This is a genomic window from Leifsonia sp. AK011 (genome assembly GCF_013410945.1).
Classification (GTDB): Bacteria; Actinomycetota; Actinomycetes; order Actinomycetales; family Microbacteriaceae; genus Rhodoglobus.
In genome coordinates, this window is sequence record NZ_JACCCH010000001.1 from 1,806,480 (window position 1) to 1,820,725 (window position 14,246).

Annotated in this window: 13 protein-coding genes; all 13 read left to right on the forward strand. The window is 66.1% G+C overall.

Annotated features, from left to right (window positions below):
• Positions 1–19 precede the first annotated feature (19 nt).
• The 13 genes from HDC94_RS08815 (at position 20) to HDC94_RS08875 (ending at position 14,147) form a co-directional block, all read left to right on the forward strand.
• Complete coding sequence (locus HDC94_RS08815; RefSeq protein WP_179496754.1) at positions 20–1,564, forward strand: Mur ligase family protein; 1,545 nt, start codon at positions 20–22, stop codon at positions 1,562–1,564.
• On the forward strand, positions 1,561–2,967 hold the full coding sequence (murF, locus tag HDC94_RS08820; RefSeq protein WP_179496755.1) for a UDP-N-acetylmuramoyl-tripeptide--D-alanyl-D-alanine ligase: 1,407 nt from the start codon (positions 1,561–1,563) through the stop codon (positions 2,965–2,967). Before HDC94_RS08815 ends, murF begins: the two co-directional genes overlap by 4 nt.
• Positions 2,964–4,061, forward strand: coding sequence for a phospho-N-acetylmuramoyl-pentapeptide-transferase (gene mraY / locus HDC94_RS08825; RefSeq protein ID WP_179496756.1), 1,098 nt, complete (start codon positions 2,964–2,966; stop codon positions 4,059–4,061). Before murF ends, mraY begins: the two co-directional genes overlap by 4 nt.
• On the forward strand, positions 4,062–5,591 hold the full coding sequence (murD, locus tag HDC94_RS08830) for a UDP-N-acetylmuramoyl-L-alanine--D-glutamate ligase (protein ID WP_179496757.1): 1,530 nt from the start codon (positions 4,062–4,064) through the stop codon (positions 5,589–5,591).
• On the forward strand, positions 5,545–6,846 hold the full coding sequence (gene ftsW, locus HDC94_RS08835) for a putative lipid II flippase FtsW (protein WP_179496758.1): 1,302 nt from the start codon (positions 5,545–5,547) through the stop codon (positions 6,844–6,846). The genes murD and ftsW overlap by 47 nt, the downstream gene beginning before the upstream one ends.
• Positions 6,843–7,937, forward strand: a complete 1,095-nt coding sequence (murG, locus tag HDC94_RS08840) for an undecaprenyldiphospho-muramoylpentapeptide beta-N-acetylglucosaminyltransferase (protein ID WP_179496760.1) — start codon at positions 6,843–6,845, stop codon at positions 7,935–7,937. Before ftsW ends, murG begins: the two co-directional genes overlap by 4 nt.
• Before the next feature lie 11 nt (positions 7,938–7,948).
• A complete protein-coding gene (gene murC, locus HDC94_RS08845; protein WP_179496762.1) occupies positions 7,949–9,355 on the forward strand; it encodes a UDP-N-acetylmuramate--L-alanine ligase in 1,407 nt (468 codons plus the stop codon).
• Position 9,356: 1 nt separating this feature from the next.
• Positions 9,357–10,313 carry an FtsQ-type POTRA domain-containing protein gene (locus HDC94_RS14895; protein ID WP_308495678.1) on the forward strand — a complete coding sequence of 319 codons (957 nt, stop codon included), beginning with the start codon at positions 9,357–9,359 and terminating at the stop codon, positions 10,311–10,313.
• Between the two features lie 177 nt (positions 10,314–10,490).
• Positions 10,491–11,639: a cell division protein FtsZ gene (ftsZ, locus tag HDC94_RS08855; protein WP_179496764.1), complete on the forward strand. Its 1,149-nt coding sequence runs from the start codon at positions 10,491–10,493 to the stop codon at positions 11,637–11,639.
• Between the two features lie 5 nt (positions 11,640–11,644).
• Positions 11,645–12,346 (forward strand): YggS family pyridoxal phosphate-dependent enzyme, encoded by a 702-nt coding sequence (locus HDC94_RS08860; protein WP_179496766.1) that lies wholly within the window; start codon positions 11,645–11,647, stop codon positions 12,344–12,346.
• 36 nt (positions 12,347–12,382) lie between these two features.
• Entirely contained in the window at positions 12,383–12,847 is a 465-nt protein-coding gene (locus HDC94_RS08865) for a cell division protein SepF (RefSeq protein ID WP_179496768.1), read from the forward strand.
• A gap of 65 nt (positions 12,848–12,912) precedes the next feature.
• The gene (locus HDC94_RS08870) at positions 12,913–13,215 is read left to right on the forward strand and encodes a YggT family protein (protein WP_308495679.1); all 303 of its coding nucleotides are present in this window, start codon (positions 12,913–12,915) and stop codon (positions 13,213–13,215) included.
• A 113-nt stretch (positions 13,216–13,328) separates the two neighbouring features.
• Positions 13,329–14,147: a DivIVA domain-containing protein gene (locus HDC94_RS08875; RefSeq protein ID WP_179496770.1), complete on the forward strand. Its 819-nt coding sequence runs from the start codon at positions 13,329–13,331 to the stop codon at positions 14,145–14,147.
• Positions 14,148–14,246: the final 99 nt, after the last annotated feature.

The window sequence follows — 14,246 nt, forward strand, 5'->3', positions numbered from 1 at the left end:
AAGAACACAGGAGGATCGAGTGCAGGACGGTGACAGTTCGATCCTCCGTCCCGAGCACCTGATCGCACGGCCCCTCTCCACGCTCGTGGATGAGTTCGGCCTGGAGACCACGGGTGACCTCGATGGCGTCGAGATCACCGGAATCTCCCTGGACACCCGTCGCGTCGTCCCTGGCGACATCTTCGTAGGACTCCGTGGTGCCCACCGTCACGGGGCGGACCTCGCCGCCGTGGCGCGGGAGAACGGCGCGGTTGCCCTTTTGACAGACCGGGAAGGCGCCTCCCGGGCTGCCGACTCCGGACTGCCGACCATCATCGTCGAGTCGCCCCGCGAAGCGCTGGGGGATATCTCGGCCTGGGTCTACCGCACGACGGAGGCTCCGCCGCTCATGCTTGCCGTCACCGGCACCAACGGCAAGACGAGTGTCTCCTACCTCCTTCACGGCATCCTGAGCCAGCTCGGACTCGTCGCGGGTCTCTCCACGACGGCCGAGCGTGCCATCGGTTCGGTCGCCATCACGAGCGAGCTCACCACCCCTGAAGCGACGGAGATCCACGGGCTGCTGGCGCGAATGCGCGAGAGTGAAGTTCGTGCAGTCACCCTTGAGGTGAGCGCCCAGGCACTCACCCATCGCCGGGTGGACGGTCTCGTGTTCGACGTCGTCGGGTTCCTCAATCTCAGCCGCGACCATCTCGACGACTACGCGACGATGGAGGAGTACTTCGCCGCGAAGCTGCCGCTCTTCTCCCCGGATCGCGCGCGCCGTGCTGTCGTCTCCCTCGACACGGAGTGGGGCCAGCGAGTCGTTGACGAGTGCCACATTCCGGTCACGACCATCACGTCCTTGAGCGGTCTCGAGGCCGACTGGTTCGTCGAGGTCCTTGAGGAGCGGGTGGATGCCACGGTCTTCCGTCTCACTGGCCCCGGCGGGCGTTCCCTCACGACCTCTGTTGGCGTCATCGGACACCACATGGCGGCCAATGCGGCCCTCGCCATCGTGATGCTGGTCGAGGCGGAGTTCGACCTCGAGGCGATCGGGCACGTTCTCGATCGCGATGGGGAGATCACCACGAGAATTCCCGGACGCGTCGAGAGGGTCTCCGGTGAGCGTGGTCCGGCCCTCTTCGTCGACTACGGCCACAGCCCGGATGCGTTCAGCGTCACCCTCGCCGCGGTTCGACGAGTGACCGAGGGCCGCCTCATCATGGTCTTCGGTGCGGACGGCGACCGGGATTCGGGTAAGCGTGGCGAGATGGGCCGCATCGCATCGGAGGACTCAGACATTCTCATCGTGACCGACTACAACCCTCGATTCGAGGATCCGGCCTCGATCCGCACGGCACTTCTCGCCGGCGCGGCCGCTGCAGAGCATCCTGCAGAGATTCACGAGGTGGTTTCGCAGCGCGAGGCCATCAGGCTGGCGGTATCCCTTGCCCGCGAGGGCGACGCGATCCTGTGGGCAGGACCTGGCCACGAGGACCACATCGATGTGCGCGGCGAGAAGCTGCCGTTCAGTGCTCGCGACGAGGCGCGTCTCGCGCTCCGAGAGGCTGGCTGGTCGTGATCGCCCTGACGCTGCGAGAGGTCGCCGATATCACCGGGGGCGCCCTGGTTCTCGGCGGTGCCGATACCGTCGAGACGTCTGTCTCGGGCGACGTGCACACGGATTCACGCAAGGTCTCCAGCGGCGCGCTGTTCTTCGCGTTGCCGGGTGAGGTGACCGATGGGCACCTCTTCCTCGACAGCGCTGTCGACAACGGCGCCGTGCTCGCGATCGTCGAGCGCCAGACCGACCTGCCGATCAGCCAGGTCGTGGTGGACGATGGCGTCGTGGCCCTCGCCTCCCTGGCGCGAGAGGTGGTTGCCAGGGTTCGGGCGCTCGGGAAGCTGCGCGTGGTCGCGGTGACCGGGTCGAATGGCAAGACGACGACGAAGAACATGTTGCGCGCGATCCTCGAACGCGAGGGTGCCACCGTCGCGCCCTTCGGCTCCTTCAACAACCATGTGGGCGCTCCCATCTCGATGCTCGGCATCGACGAGGACACTCGCTACCTGGTCGTGGAGATGGGCGCGAGCGCCATCGGCGAGATCGCCTCCCTCATCGGCATCGTCATGCCCGACGTGGGAATCGTGCTCAAGGTCGGACTCGCCCACGTCGGTGAGTTCGGGGGGCCGGATGCCGTGGAGCGAGCGAAGTCCGAGATGGTGACAGACCTTCCCGAGACGGCTGTCGCCATCCTGAACATCGACGACGCGCGAGTGGCGAAGATGGCCTCGCTGACTCGAGCGTCCGTCTCCTGGTTCGGACTCGGCGCCGATGCCGAGGTGCGTGGCAGCGATGTCACCGCGAGTGCGTCCGGCACGGCATTCACCCTTGAAGCGGATGGCGCGAATATTCGTGTCGAGCTCCGCATCCTCGGCGAACACCATGTCATGAACGCCCTCGCCGCTATTACCGCGACGAGGGCTCTCGGAATCCCCGTCGAGCGCTCCGCGGCAGCCGTGGCCGACCTGCCTCGCGCCGCCCGCTGGCGGATGGAAGTGCAGTCGCGTGAGGACGGCGTCGTCATTATCAACGATGCCTACAATGCGAGCCCCGATTCGATGGCTGCTGCCCTCAAGACCCTTGCGCAGGTCACCGCCCCCGACCAGCGCTCGGTCGCCGTGCTGGGCGAGATGGCCGAGCTGGGGGAGTACGCGGACGAGGAGCACGACCGCATCGGCCGTCTCGTCGTGAGGCTGAACATCCGAAAGCTCGTGGTGGTGGGCCACGCCGCGCGCCACATCCACAATGCTGCTGGTCTCGAAGGTTCGTGGGACGGAGAGTCGGTTCTCGTCGCGGATGCGGACGAGGCTTACGATGTGCTCCGTGAGGAACTGCAGCGGGGCGACGTCGTGCTCGTGAAGTCCTCGGGTTCCGCGGGTCTCCGCTTCCTCGGTGATCGAGTCGCGGGGGTGACCGAATGATCTCCCTCCTCGTCGCTGGCGCCTTCGCCATGGCGTTCACCCTTCTGCTCACGCCCCTCTTCGTCAAGCTCTTCATCCGCCTCAAATGGGGACAGTTCATCCGCGATGACGGTCCGCAATCGCACCACACGAAGCGTGGGACGCCCACGATGGGCGGCATCGTCTTCATCATCGGTGCGACCCTCGGGTACTTCGTCGGGCATTGGGTGCTCGGTGAAGCACCCGGTATCTCGGGGCTCCTTGTCATCTACCTCATGGTCGGTCTCGGACTCATCGGCTTCATCGATGATTTCCTCAAGACCCGTAAGCAGCGCAGTCTCGGACTCGGTGGGTGGTCGAAAGTCCTCGGCCAGGTGATCGTCGCCGGTGGCTTTGCCGCCCTGGCGCTCAACTTCCCCGACGCGGACGGTGTCACCCCGGCGTCGACGATGATCTCGGTGATTCGTGACATCCATTGGCTCGACCTCGCGGTGTTCGGCACGGTTGTCGGTGGCATCCTCTTCGCCATCTGGGTGACGCTCATCATTGTGAGCGCGTCGAACGGCGTCAACGTCGCAGACGGCCTGGACGGTCTCGCCTCGGGCGCGGCCATCTTCGCGATCTCCTCGTACATTTTCATCGGCTTCTGGCAGTTCAACCAGTCGTGCAGCAACGCGACGATCGATCCCGACGTCCTGTACAAGTGCTACGAAGTGCGAGACCCGCTCGATCTCGCCGTGATCGCTGCGGCAATCGTGGGCGCGTTGATCGGATTCCTCTGGTGGAACACCTCGCCTGCCCAGATCTTCATGGGCGACACGGGCTCCCTTGGAATCGGCGGCGCACTCGCCGGGCTCGCGATCCTCAGCCGCACGGAACTGCTGCTCGTCCTGATCGGCGGACTCTTCCTGGTCGTGACCGGGTCGGTGATCCTCCAGCGGGCGTACTTCAAGATCACGGGCGGCAAGAGGATCTTCCTCATGAGCCCGCTGCACCACCACTTCGAACTCAAGGGATGGGCGGAGATCACCGTTGTCGTGCGGTTCTGGATCATCTCCGCGTTGTTCGTCGCCGTGGGCGTTGGCCTCTTCTACCTCGAATGGGTCAACCAGTAAGTGCGTGACCTGGACTCCCTGACCAGTTGGACCGCCGAATGGGCCGGGCTTCGCGTGGCGGTGCTCGGGCTCGGCGTCACCGGCTTCTCCGTCGCTGACACCCTCATCGAACTCGGCAGTGATGTTGTTGTGATCGCGGCATCCGGTGATGGCGAGCGCGCGGAGCTGCTCGACGTGATCGGCGGCCGTCTCATCGTCGAGCCGGATGCGACCGTGGTACCCACTGCACTGGTGGACTTCGACCCCGAGCTCGTCATCGTCTCGCCCGGCTACCGTCCCGACCACGCGATTCTCCTGTGGGCTCGTGGGAGGTCTCTGGCGATCTGGGGCGACATCGAGCTTGCATGGCGACTGAGGGACAAGGTCTCTCCTCCTGCCGAATGGCTGCTCGTGACGGGGACCAACGGCAAGACGACGACGACAGGACTCGCCACGCACCTTCTCACGAGTGCGGGCACACGAGCGGCCGCCGTCGGCAACATCGGTATTCCGGTCCTGGACGCCATCCGGTATCCGGCAGGCTTCGACGTGCTCGTCGTCGAGCTCTCGAGCTTCCAGCTGCACTGGATGCCACGATCCGGCCCCGGGGCGGTGCATCCGCTGGCCTCCGTCTGTCTCAACATCGCCGACGACCATCTCGACTGGCACGGTTCCCCCGCGGCGTATGCCGAGGCCAAGGGCACGGTGTACTTCAACACGAAGGTCGCGTGCATCTACAACCTCGCCGACGAGCGGACCATGCACCTCGTGGAGGAGGCTGAGGTCGAGGACGGCTGCCGAGCAGTCGGTTTCGGTCTCGGGTCGCCCGGACCGAGCGACCTGGGCGTCGTCGACGGCATCCTCGTCGACAGGGCCTTCCACGATGACCGGCATCGCTCGGCATTCGAACTCGCGACGATCGACGAGCTACGCGCCGTGGGTCTGGCATCCCGGCACATGGCGTCGAACGTGCTGGCGGCGGCCGGCCTCGTTCGTGCTGCCGGACTCAGCCCAGCCGACGTCCACTCGGGGCTCGCGACCTTCGAGATCGATCATCACCGCACGGAGACGATCGCCATGGCGGAGGGGATCGTCTGGGTGGACGACTCGAAGGCCACCAATCCGCATGCGGCGAATGCATCCCTCACCTCATTCCCTTCCGTTGTCTGGATCGTGGGCGGTCTCCTCAAGGGTGTCGATGTGTCCGAGCTCGTCTCGACGCATGCGGCCCGGCTGCGGTCGGCCATCGTCATCGGAGCCGACCGCGGGGAGGTGCTCGCCGCATTCGCGCGACACGCGCCAGACGTGCCGCTGTTCGAGGTGACCGCGGATGACACTAGGCAGGTAATGCCGGAAGCGGTTCGATTGGCCGCTGCCGCCGCGCGAGACGGAGATGTCGTTCTTCTTGCGCCGGCTGCAGCATCAATGGACCAGTTCACCGACTATGCAGACCGGGGCACGCGATTCGCGTCGGCCGTGAAAGATCACCTGGGAGGTGCGGGAGATGACCACGACCCGCAACCCGGCGAAGGGCGTCAGGCAGCCGGCTGACCGCGGCGGAGTCTCCGGGCAGCCACCGCGTTCCGAGGGCGGTCGTCCGGCCACCGTGCGAGTGCCGATCGCGAAGCTGTTCACGGCCGAGAACCGCAACTACATCCTTCTTCTCGGCACCACCCTGTTCCTCGTGCTGTTCGGACTCGTCATGGTCCTGTCAGCGTCGTTCGTCGTCGAGATCTCGGCGGACGCGAGCCCCTTCGGCGTGTTCCTGCGCCAGTCGCTCTACGCGATCATCGGTATTCCCCTCATGCTCGTGGCGTCCAGGATGCGCCCACGCTTCTGGAAGCGGTGGGCCTGGCCGGCCCTGCTCATCGGTGGCGCGCTCCAGCTGCTCGTCTTCATCCCCGGAATCGGCTGGGGCTACGGCGGAAACCAGAACTGGATCTCGATCGCTGGCTTCAACGCCCAGCCTTCAGAGTTCGTGAAGATCGCCCTGATCGTCTGGATCGCCTGGGTGCTTTCCACGAAACAAGACTTGCTCGACAACTGGAAGCACGTCGCGCTCCCCATCGCTCCCGTTGCCGGCATCGCGATCATGTTCGTCCTCATCGGAAACGACCTCGGCACGGCGATGATCATGGTTCTCATCGTGCTCGGCACGCTCTTTTTCGCTGGCGTGAAGCTTCGTTTCCTGGCGGTCGCGGTCGTCGGAATCGCCGTCATGGGGGCCCTGTTCGCGATGGCGAGCTCGTCGCGCAGTTCCCGCATTAGTACTTGGCTGAACGGATGCTCCGACCAGGACTATTCCGGAAGCTGCTGGCAGGTCCTCCACGGCACGTGGGCGCTGGCCAACGGCGGGCTGACCGGCGTCGGCCTAGGACACTCGAAGGCAACGTGGAACTGGCTTCCGCACGCCGAGAGTGACTTCATCTTCGCGATCATCGGCGAGGAACTCGGGCTTATCGGTGCTACCGTCGTGCTCGCCCTCTTCGTTGTGCTCGCGATCGCCTTCGTCCGCGTCATCCGCGGCACTCGCGATCCCTTCGCCCGCATCACGACCGCGGGTGTCATGGTGTGGGTCATCGGTCAGGCCTTCGTCAATATCGCCGTCGTGCTCGGCGTGCTCCCGGTTCTCGGGGTGCCGCTCCCGCTGATCTCCGCTGGAGGATCCGCGCTCGTCGCTAACCTGCTGGGCGTGGGTATCGTCCTGTCCTTCGCCCGCCATCAGGACCGCGACAAGGAGCCCGATCTCGTGGAGCCGGCCTTCGGTGGCCGGTTCATTCCCGGCGAGGGGCTGCGCAGGGCATGACTACGTATCTCCTGGCTGGCGGAGGTACCGCTGGCCATGTGAACCCTCTGCTCGCGGTTGCCGATCGGCTTCGCGAGTCCGAGCCGGAATCCACGATCCTCGTGCTCGGCACGCGGGAGGGCCTCGAGGCGCGACTCGTGCCGGAGCGCGGCTACGAGCTCCTCACGATCGCGCGGCTGCCGTTTCCCCGGCGCCCCAACCGTGCTGCGCTGCGATTTCCCGCTGGCCTTCGTGCGGCGGTGGCTGACGTTCGGGAGATCATCCGGACGCGCGACGTTGACGTCGTAGTGGGGTTCGGCGGCTACGCTGCCGCGCCCGCCTATCTCGCGGCCAGGGCAGAGGGCGTGCCCTTGGCCCTTCACGAGGCGAACGCCCGTCCTGGCATCGCCAACCGGCTCGGCGCCAGGGTTGCCGACGCGGTGGGCGTCGCTTTCCGTGGCACGCCGCTGAGAGGCGCGACGTGGGTCGGGATGCCGCTGCGCAAGGAGATCGAGAGGCTCGACCGATTCTCGGCTCGCCCCGCGGCACGCGAGTTCTTCGGCCTCGACGAACGCCCGACGCTCCTCGTGACGGGTGGATCCTCCGGAGCTCGCCGGATCAACGAGACCATCTCGCAGTCGATAACGCTCATCCTCGGCGCCGGATGGCAGGTCATCCACGTCACGGGGGAGTACCGCGACGCGATCGACGATCCGGGTATCCCGGGGTACCACCTCCTCAAGTACTGCGACCGGATGGACCTCGCCCTGGCGGCGGCAGACCTCTCACTCTCCCGCGCCGGAACCTCGACGGTCGCCGAGCTCACGGCACTCGGCATCCCCGCGGTGTTCGTTCCCTACGCTGCGGGGAACGGCGAGCAGCGCCTCAACGCCCGCGAGTCGGTGGATGCCGGTGGTGCGATCGTCGTGCGCGATGCGGATTTCACTCCGGAGTGGGTGGAGTACGGGCTCATCCCGCTGCTCCGCAGCCGTGCGCGTATCGCGGATATGGCCGCGCGCATCGCCACGGTGGGGGCGATCGATGGAACGGATCGCATGGTGACGCTCATCCACGAGGCGCTCGTCTCCGGGTCCACGCGAGCCGACGGGTAGCATCGACCGAGATGATCAAGCCTGACCTTTCCCTCCCTCTTCCCGACGATGTCGGCGCCGTCCATTTCGTGGGCGTCGGCGGCTCCGGCATGAGCGGCATTGCACGACTCTTCCTTGCCGCGGGGCACCGCGTGACCGGTTCGGATCGGTCGGAGAACCACAACACGGAGCAGCTCCGCGACCTCGGCGCGGTCGTCTCGATCGGGCACTCGGCGGACAACCCGGGGCTCGCGGATGCCGACACCCTCGTCTACACCGGAGCGCTCTGGCCTGACAATCCCGAATACCTCGCGGCCGTCGCTCGGGGAATTCCCGTGCTGCACCGGTCCCAGGCTCTCGCCTGGCTCATCAACCGCTCGCGACTCGTCGCGGTCGCCGGAGCACACGGCAAGACGACATCCACGGGCATGATCGTGACCGCCCTGATCGGGCTGGGGCAGGATCCGAGCTTCGTCAATGGAGGCGTCATCCAGTCCCTCGGCGTGAGTTCAGGATTCGGTTCGGGAGAGCTGTTCGTGGTGGAGGCGGATGAGTCGGATGGCTCGTTCCTCCTCTACGACACGGCGGTCGCCCTCATCACCAATGTCGACGCCGATCACCTCGACCACTACGGCGACCACGACGCGTTCGATGCGGCGTTCGTGGAGTTCGCGAGCAGGGCATCCGAACTCGTCGTCATCTCCGCTGACGACGCTGGTGCGCGCCGGGTGCGTGCGCGTCTGGACCACCCGCGCGTGGTGACCTTCGGGGAGAGCGAAAACGCGGACGTGAGGGTGGGCGACATCGGTTCCGAGGGGCCCGTGGATTTCGTGATCACCTACGAGGGGCGGTCATACGCTGCGACTCTGAGGGTTCCCGGTCGCCACAATGCCATCAACGCGGCCGGGGCGTTCGCGGTGCTCGTCGGCCTCGGCCTCGACCCTGAGGCGTCCCTTGCGGCGATCACCGCCTTCGGCGGTACGGAGCGCAGGTTCGAACTCCATGGGATCGTGCGGGGTGTCAGCGTCTACGACGACTACGCCCACCACCCGACCGAGGTCGCCGCGGCACTCTCGGGTGCGCGCAGCGTGGTGGGGGAGGGCAGGATCATCGCGATTCACCAGCCGCACCTCTACAGCCGAACGCAAGCGATGGCTGGCGAGTTTGCGCAGACCTACGAGGAGCTCGCAGATCACACGATTGTGCTCGATGTCTACGGTGCACGCGAGGATCCGGTGCCCGGCGTGACGGGTGCTCTCGTGGCAGACCGCTTCAGCGATGCAAGCCGCGTTGATTTCCTGCCCGACTGGCAGGCAGCCGCCGACCGCGCGGCCGAGGTGGCGCGGCCGGGGGACATCATCATGACCCTCTCGTGTGGCGACGTGTATCGCATAGTGCCGCAGGTCCTGGAGGCGCTCGGGGCGCCAGCGGACGCGTGACGTGAAACGGCCAGAAGGGTTCGATCCACCCAAGGCTGAACCACCTCAGCAGCGCAAGCAGAAGAAGCCCGTTCGCACGCCTGCCACGAGGCAGCAGAGCAGCACCCTCGCGAAGGAGTCACGTGTCCCGGCGTCGGCCCCGACGGAGCGCATCCCCCGTCCCTCGCGTCAGCCGCGCCCGGATGCGGGTTCCCGGGCGGAACTGAAGCGGGCCGCTCGTGAGCGCCGCAAGGCCGAACGCGCCGAGGTCAGGCGGTTCACGCGCCGGACGCGCAATCGTCGTGTAGCACTCATCGCCGTGGCGGGCGTGATCCTCACCCTCATCGGGATCGTCCTGACGGCCGTGTACTCGCCCATTCTCGCCTTGCGGGAGGTGCGTATCGAGGGCACCTCCCGCATTAACGCCCAGGAGGTGCAGGACGCGCTCGGAAGCCAGATGGGAACGCCGCTCGCACTCCTCGATGCGGGAACCATCGAGACCCAGCTGGCCGCGTTCCCTCTGATCCGCAGCTATGCGACGCAGACGGTACCGCCGGGCACGCTGGTCGTCACGATTGTTGAACGGCAGCCCGTGGCATCCGTGGCAACACCGACGGGATTCTCGTTGGTCGACCCGGCAGGCATCGTCCTGCAGGAGTCCGCCGAGCCCATCGCCGGGGTGCCCTTCATCGATCTGGCTGGTGCCGCCACCGACTCACCGGCGTTCGGTGCTGCCGTCGAGGTGCTGCTCTCGCTGCCGCCCGAGCTGCTCGCGCAGGTGCAGTCGGTGACGGCGCACACTCAGGACGATGTCACTCTCGTGCTCGCGGGTGTGGGGCAGCGTGTCACCTGGGGTGCGGCGGATGACTCGGCGAAGAAGGCCGCGTTGCTGTCGGCGCTCATCGCCGTGACCGATCCGGCGCAACCGGGGGAGTTCGATGTCTCTGCCCCCACGAACGGAATTTTCCGCCCAGCGTAGGCGCGCATTTGCGACACGCGGCATGGCGTGCGGCCCGCTCCGGGCACGCCGACTTAGCCTCGAACCAGATCAGCATACTGAGTAAAACTTTGATCTTCAAGTAGAGGTTGAAGGTTTTCCCCAGTATTCACGGTGCAGAAGGCACGGTGAGAAGGCAAGTGGCAGCGGAGGCCCGACGTGACGTCAAACCAGAACTACCTCGCGGTAATCAAGGTCGTCGGCATCGGCGGTGGCGGCGTGAACGCCGTGAACCGCATGATCGAACTCGGCCTGCGCGGTGTCGAGTTCATCGCGATCAACACGGATGCCCAGGCGCTCCTCATGAGCGACGCAGACGTCAAGCTCGATGTCGGTCGTGAACTGACGCGCGGACTCGGTGCCGGTGCGGACCCCGAGGTCGGTCGGCGTGCAGCCGAGGATCACGCCGAGGAGATCGAGGAGGCTCTCGCCGGAGCCGACATGGTCTTCGTCACCGCTGGTGAGGGCGGAGGAACGGGCACCGGTGGTGCTCCCGTTGTTGCCCGTATCGCCAAGTCGATCGGCGCGCTGACCATCGGTGTGGTTACCAAGCCCTTCGGCTTCGAGGGCAAGCGTCGCTCGGCCCAGGCTGAGCTCGGCGTCTCCAACCTCAAGAACGAGGTCGACACGCTCATCGTCGTTCCCAATGACCGGCTCCTCGAGATCAGCGATCGTGGGATCAGCATGCTCGAGGCTTTCTCGACCGCCGACCAGGTTCTCCTCGCCGGCGTCCAGGGGATAACCGACCTCATCACCACTCCCGGCCTCATCAACCTCGACTTCGCCGACGTGAAGTCCGTCATGCTCGGCGCGGGTTCCGCCCTCATGGGCATCGGATCGGCCAGGGGAGCGGACCGGGCCATCAAGGCTGCGGAGATTGCTGTCGCCTCGCCCCTGCTCGAGGCCTCGATCGATGGGGCACACGGTGTCCTGCTCTCGATTCAGGGTGGTTCGAATCTCGGGATCTTCGAGATCAACGACGCGGCGAAGCTCGTGCAGGAGGCTGTGCACCCCGAAGCCAACATCATCTTCGGTGCCGTCATCGATGACACCCTCGGCGATGAGGTGCGTGTCACGGTCATCGCTGCCGGTTTCGACGGGGGCGAGCCCGCACCCAAGCCCCGTGAGAACCGCCGGGCGAACTACGTCGCGCCCGACGACCAGCCCGTCTCGGCAGAAGCCGCTGGAGAGCCGGTCGAGGAGGCTGCCTGGAGCCAGGAGCCGAGTCTCGTCCACACCGCCCCGATCGATCGGGGTGGCTTCGACGACGACGACGCCGACCTGGACATCCCCGACTTCCTCAAGTAGCGCCCGTGGATACCGGTGCGTCTCCGGACCTCGCCGAGAGATTGGCTGGTGTCGCAGGTCGCGTTGCTGATGCTGCGCGCTCTGCAGGGCGCTCGCCCGGCGACATCACGACGATTGTCGTCACCAAGTTCCATCCGGTCAGCCTGATCCGCGAGCTCGCGGAGCTGGGCGTCACGAACTTCGGCGAAAGCCGCCACCAGGAAGCCCAGGCCAAAGTGGCGGAACTCGCTGGCACTGACTTCGCATCGGTGGGCGCGACGTGGCACTTCATCGGTCAGCTGCAGTCGAAGAAGGCCCGGCACGTGCGCGAGTATGCGGACGTCATCCATGCGGTGGACAGGGAGTCGCTCGTAGCCTCCCTCGGTGGCGCCGGCCGCCCTGTCGACGTCTTCCTTCAGGTTAACCTCACCGACGATCCCGATCGGGGTGGGGCGCAACCGCACGATGTCCAGGGTCTTGCAGCGCGGATCCAGTCCACACCCGGCCTTCACCTCAAGGGACTGATGACCGTGGCGCCGCTCGGCGAGGAGCCGCGGCGGGCGTTCGCGACCGTGCGAGCACTCTCCGAGACGCTGCGACGTGACATCCCCGAGGCATCCGCGCTCTCGATGGGCATGTCGGGCGACTTCGAGGAAGCCATCGCAGAAGGCGCGACACACCTTCGGATTGGCACCGCAATCACGGGGAACCGACCAACCCTTGGTTAACCTTCAAACGAAGAGTTCGACATTCGGAGGATCACGATGGCAAATCCACTGCGCAAGACCATGGTCTACCTCGGCCTCGCTGACGAGGACTATGAGTACGAGCAGGACGGCCCTGCGGCCCCCGCCGCGCCTCTGGCGCCGGCGAGCAGCCAGTCCGCTGGTCGTGCCCAGGTCACGCCCCTCCGCCGCCCCTCAGCACGAAATGCCGGTCCCGAGATGAACGAGATCCTCACCGTTCGCCCCCGCGCCTACAAGGACGCGCAGGTCATCGCCGAGAACTATCGTGAAGGCATCCCGGTCATCATCGACCTCACCCAGATGAGCGAGCAGGACGCTCGCCGCCTGATCGACTTCGCGAGCGGCCTGTCGCAGGGTCTCTACGGCAAGATCGAGCGAGTGACGAACAAGGTGTTCCTGCTCTCGCCGTCCTACGTCGAGGTGCGTGGCGACCACTCCGAGGTCGAGACCGACGTCGACGCCTCCTTCTTCGCTCAGAGCTAAGACCCGGAGCGCCCGCTGGGCTCGCCCTGAACGTCTGCCCCCATCGGGCCAGCTAGTCTGTCGAAGTGTCTTCCCTGGTCTCCATCGTCGCGACGATCGTGTACGTCGCTCTTGTCATTTTCTTCATTCTGATGTGGGCTCGGTTCGTCCTCGATCTTGCGAGGATGCTCGCTCGCCAGTGGCGCCCGCGCGGGTTCGCCCTCGTGCTCGCGGAGTTTACCTATACCGTGACGGATCCACCGATCAAGTTGGTGCGACGCGTCATCCCGCCCCTTCGTGTGGGTGGCGCGGCTCTGGATTTCGCGTGGAGCATCGTGATGCTCGTCGTGATCATCCTCATGTCGGTCACGCTGGGGTTCATGAATTAGCGCGCTCCGCGCTACTCTGGATAACTCACGGCACCCCCCGACCGGGTCCGGGTAGAGTGATACTTAGCTAAACGTTAAGTTGACGTTGAAAGAAAGTTCCTGAGGTGACAACGATGGCCCTGACTCCAGAAGATGTGGTCAACAAGCGGTTCCAGCCCACCAAGTTCCGCGAGGGCTACGACCAGGATGAGGTGGATGACTTCCTCGACGAGGTCGTCGTGGAACTTCGGCGCCTGAACCAGGAGAACGAAGAACTTCGCCAGCGTCTCATCGCCAGCGACTCGCGCATCAATGAGCTGCAGCGACAGGCTCAGCAGGGTGGCGGCTTCGCACAGCCGGAGCCCGTTGCAGCCGCTCCGGTGGTTGCTCCGGTCGCAGCACCCGCCCCCGCCTTCCCGCAGGCCGACGCCGCGGCAATGGACCCGGGCAACACGAACAACCTTCTTCAGCTCGCGCGCCGCCTCCACGAGGAGCACGTGCGTGAGGGTGTGGAGAAGCGCGACGCGCTCATCGCCGAGGGACACGCTGCAGCTGCACGCGTCGTCGCCGAGGCTGAGGCCCGCCAGCGGGCGGAGCTCAGCACGCTCGAGCAGGAGCGCACCACCCTGGAGAACCGCATCGAGGAGCTTCGTACCTTCGAGCGCGAGTACCGCCAGAAGCTGCGCGGATACATCGAGGGCCAGCTGCGTGACCTCGACGCATCGAATGAGCTCGCGGCCGCACCCGCTCCTGCAGCGGCTGCCGCACCGGCTGCGCCAGCTGCAGAGCCCGCACCCGCGGCACCCCAGTACGCGGCGCCGGCACAGCAGTTCGCCGCTCCGCAGTACGAGGCACCCACGTACGACGCACCGCAGTACGAGGCTCCGGCCCAGTACCCTGCACAGCCTGCTGCGCAGCCCACGGACTACCCGGGCGGATTCGTCAACAACTAGCACTCAGGCGGCGGCGAGGTCCACTGCGAGCCCTTCGGCACGTGGTGACCTCGCCGCCGTTTCTGTTGCACGGCCAGAACTCACGACGAGAGAGATGAC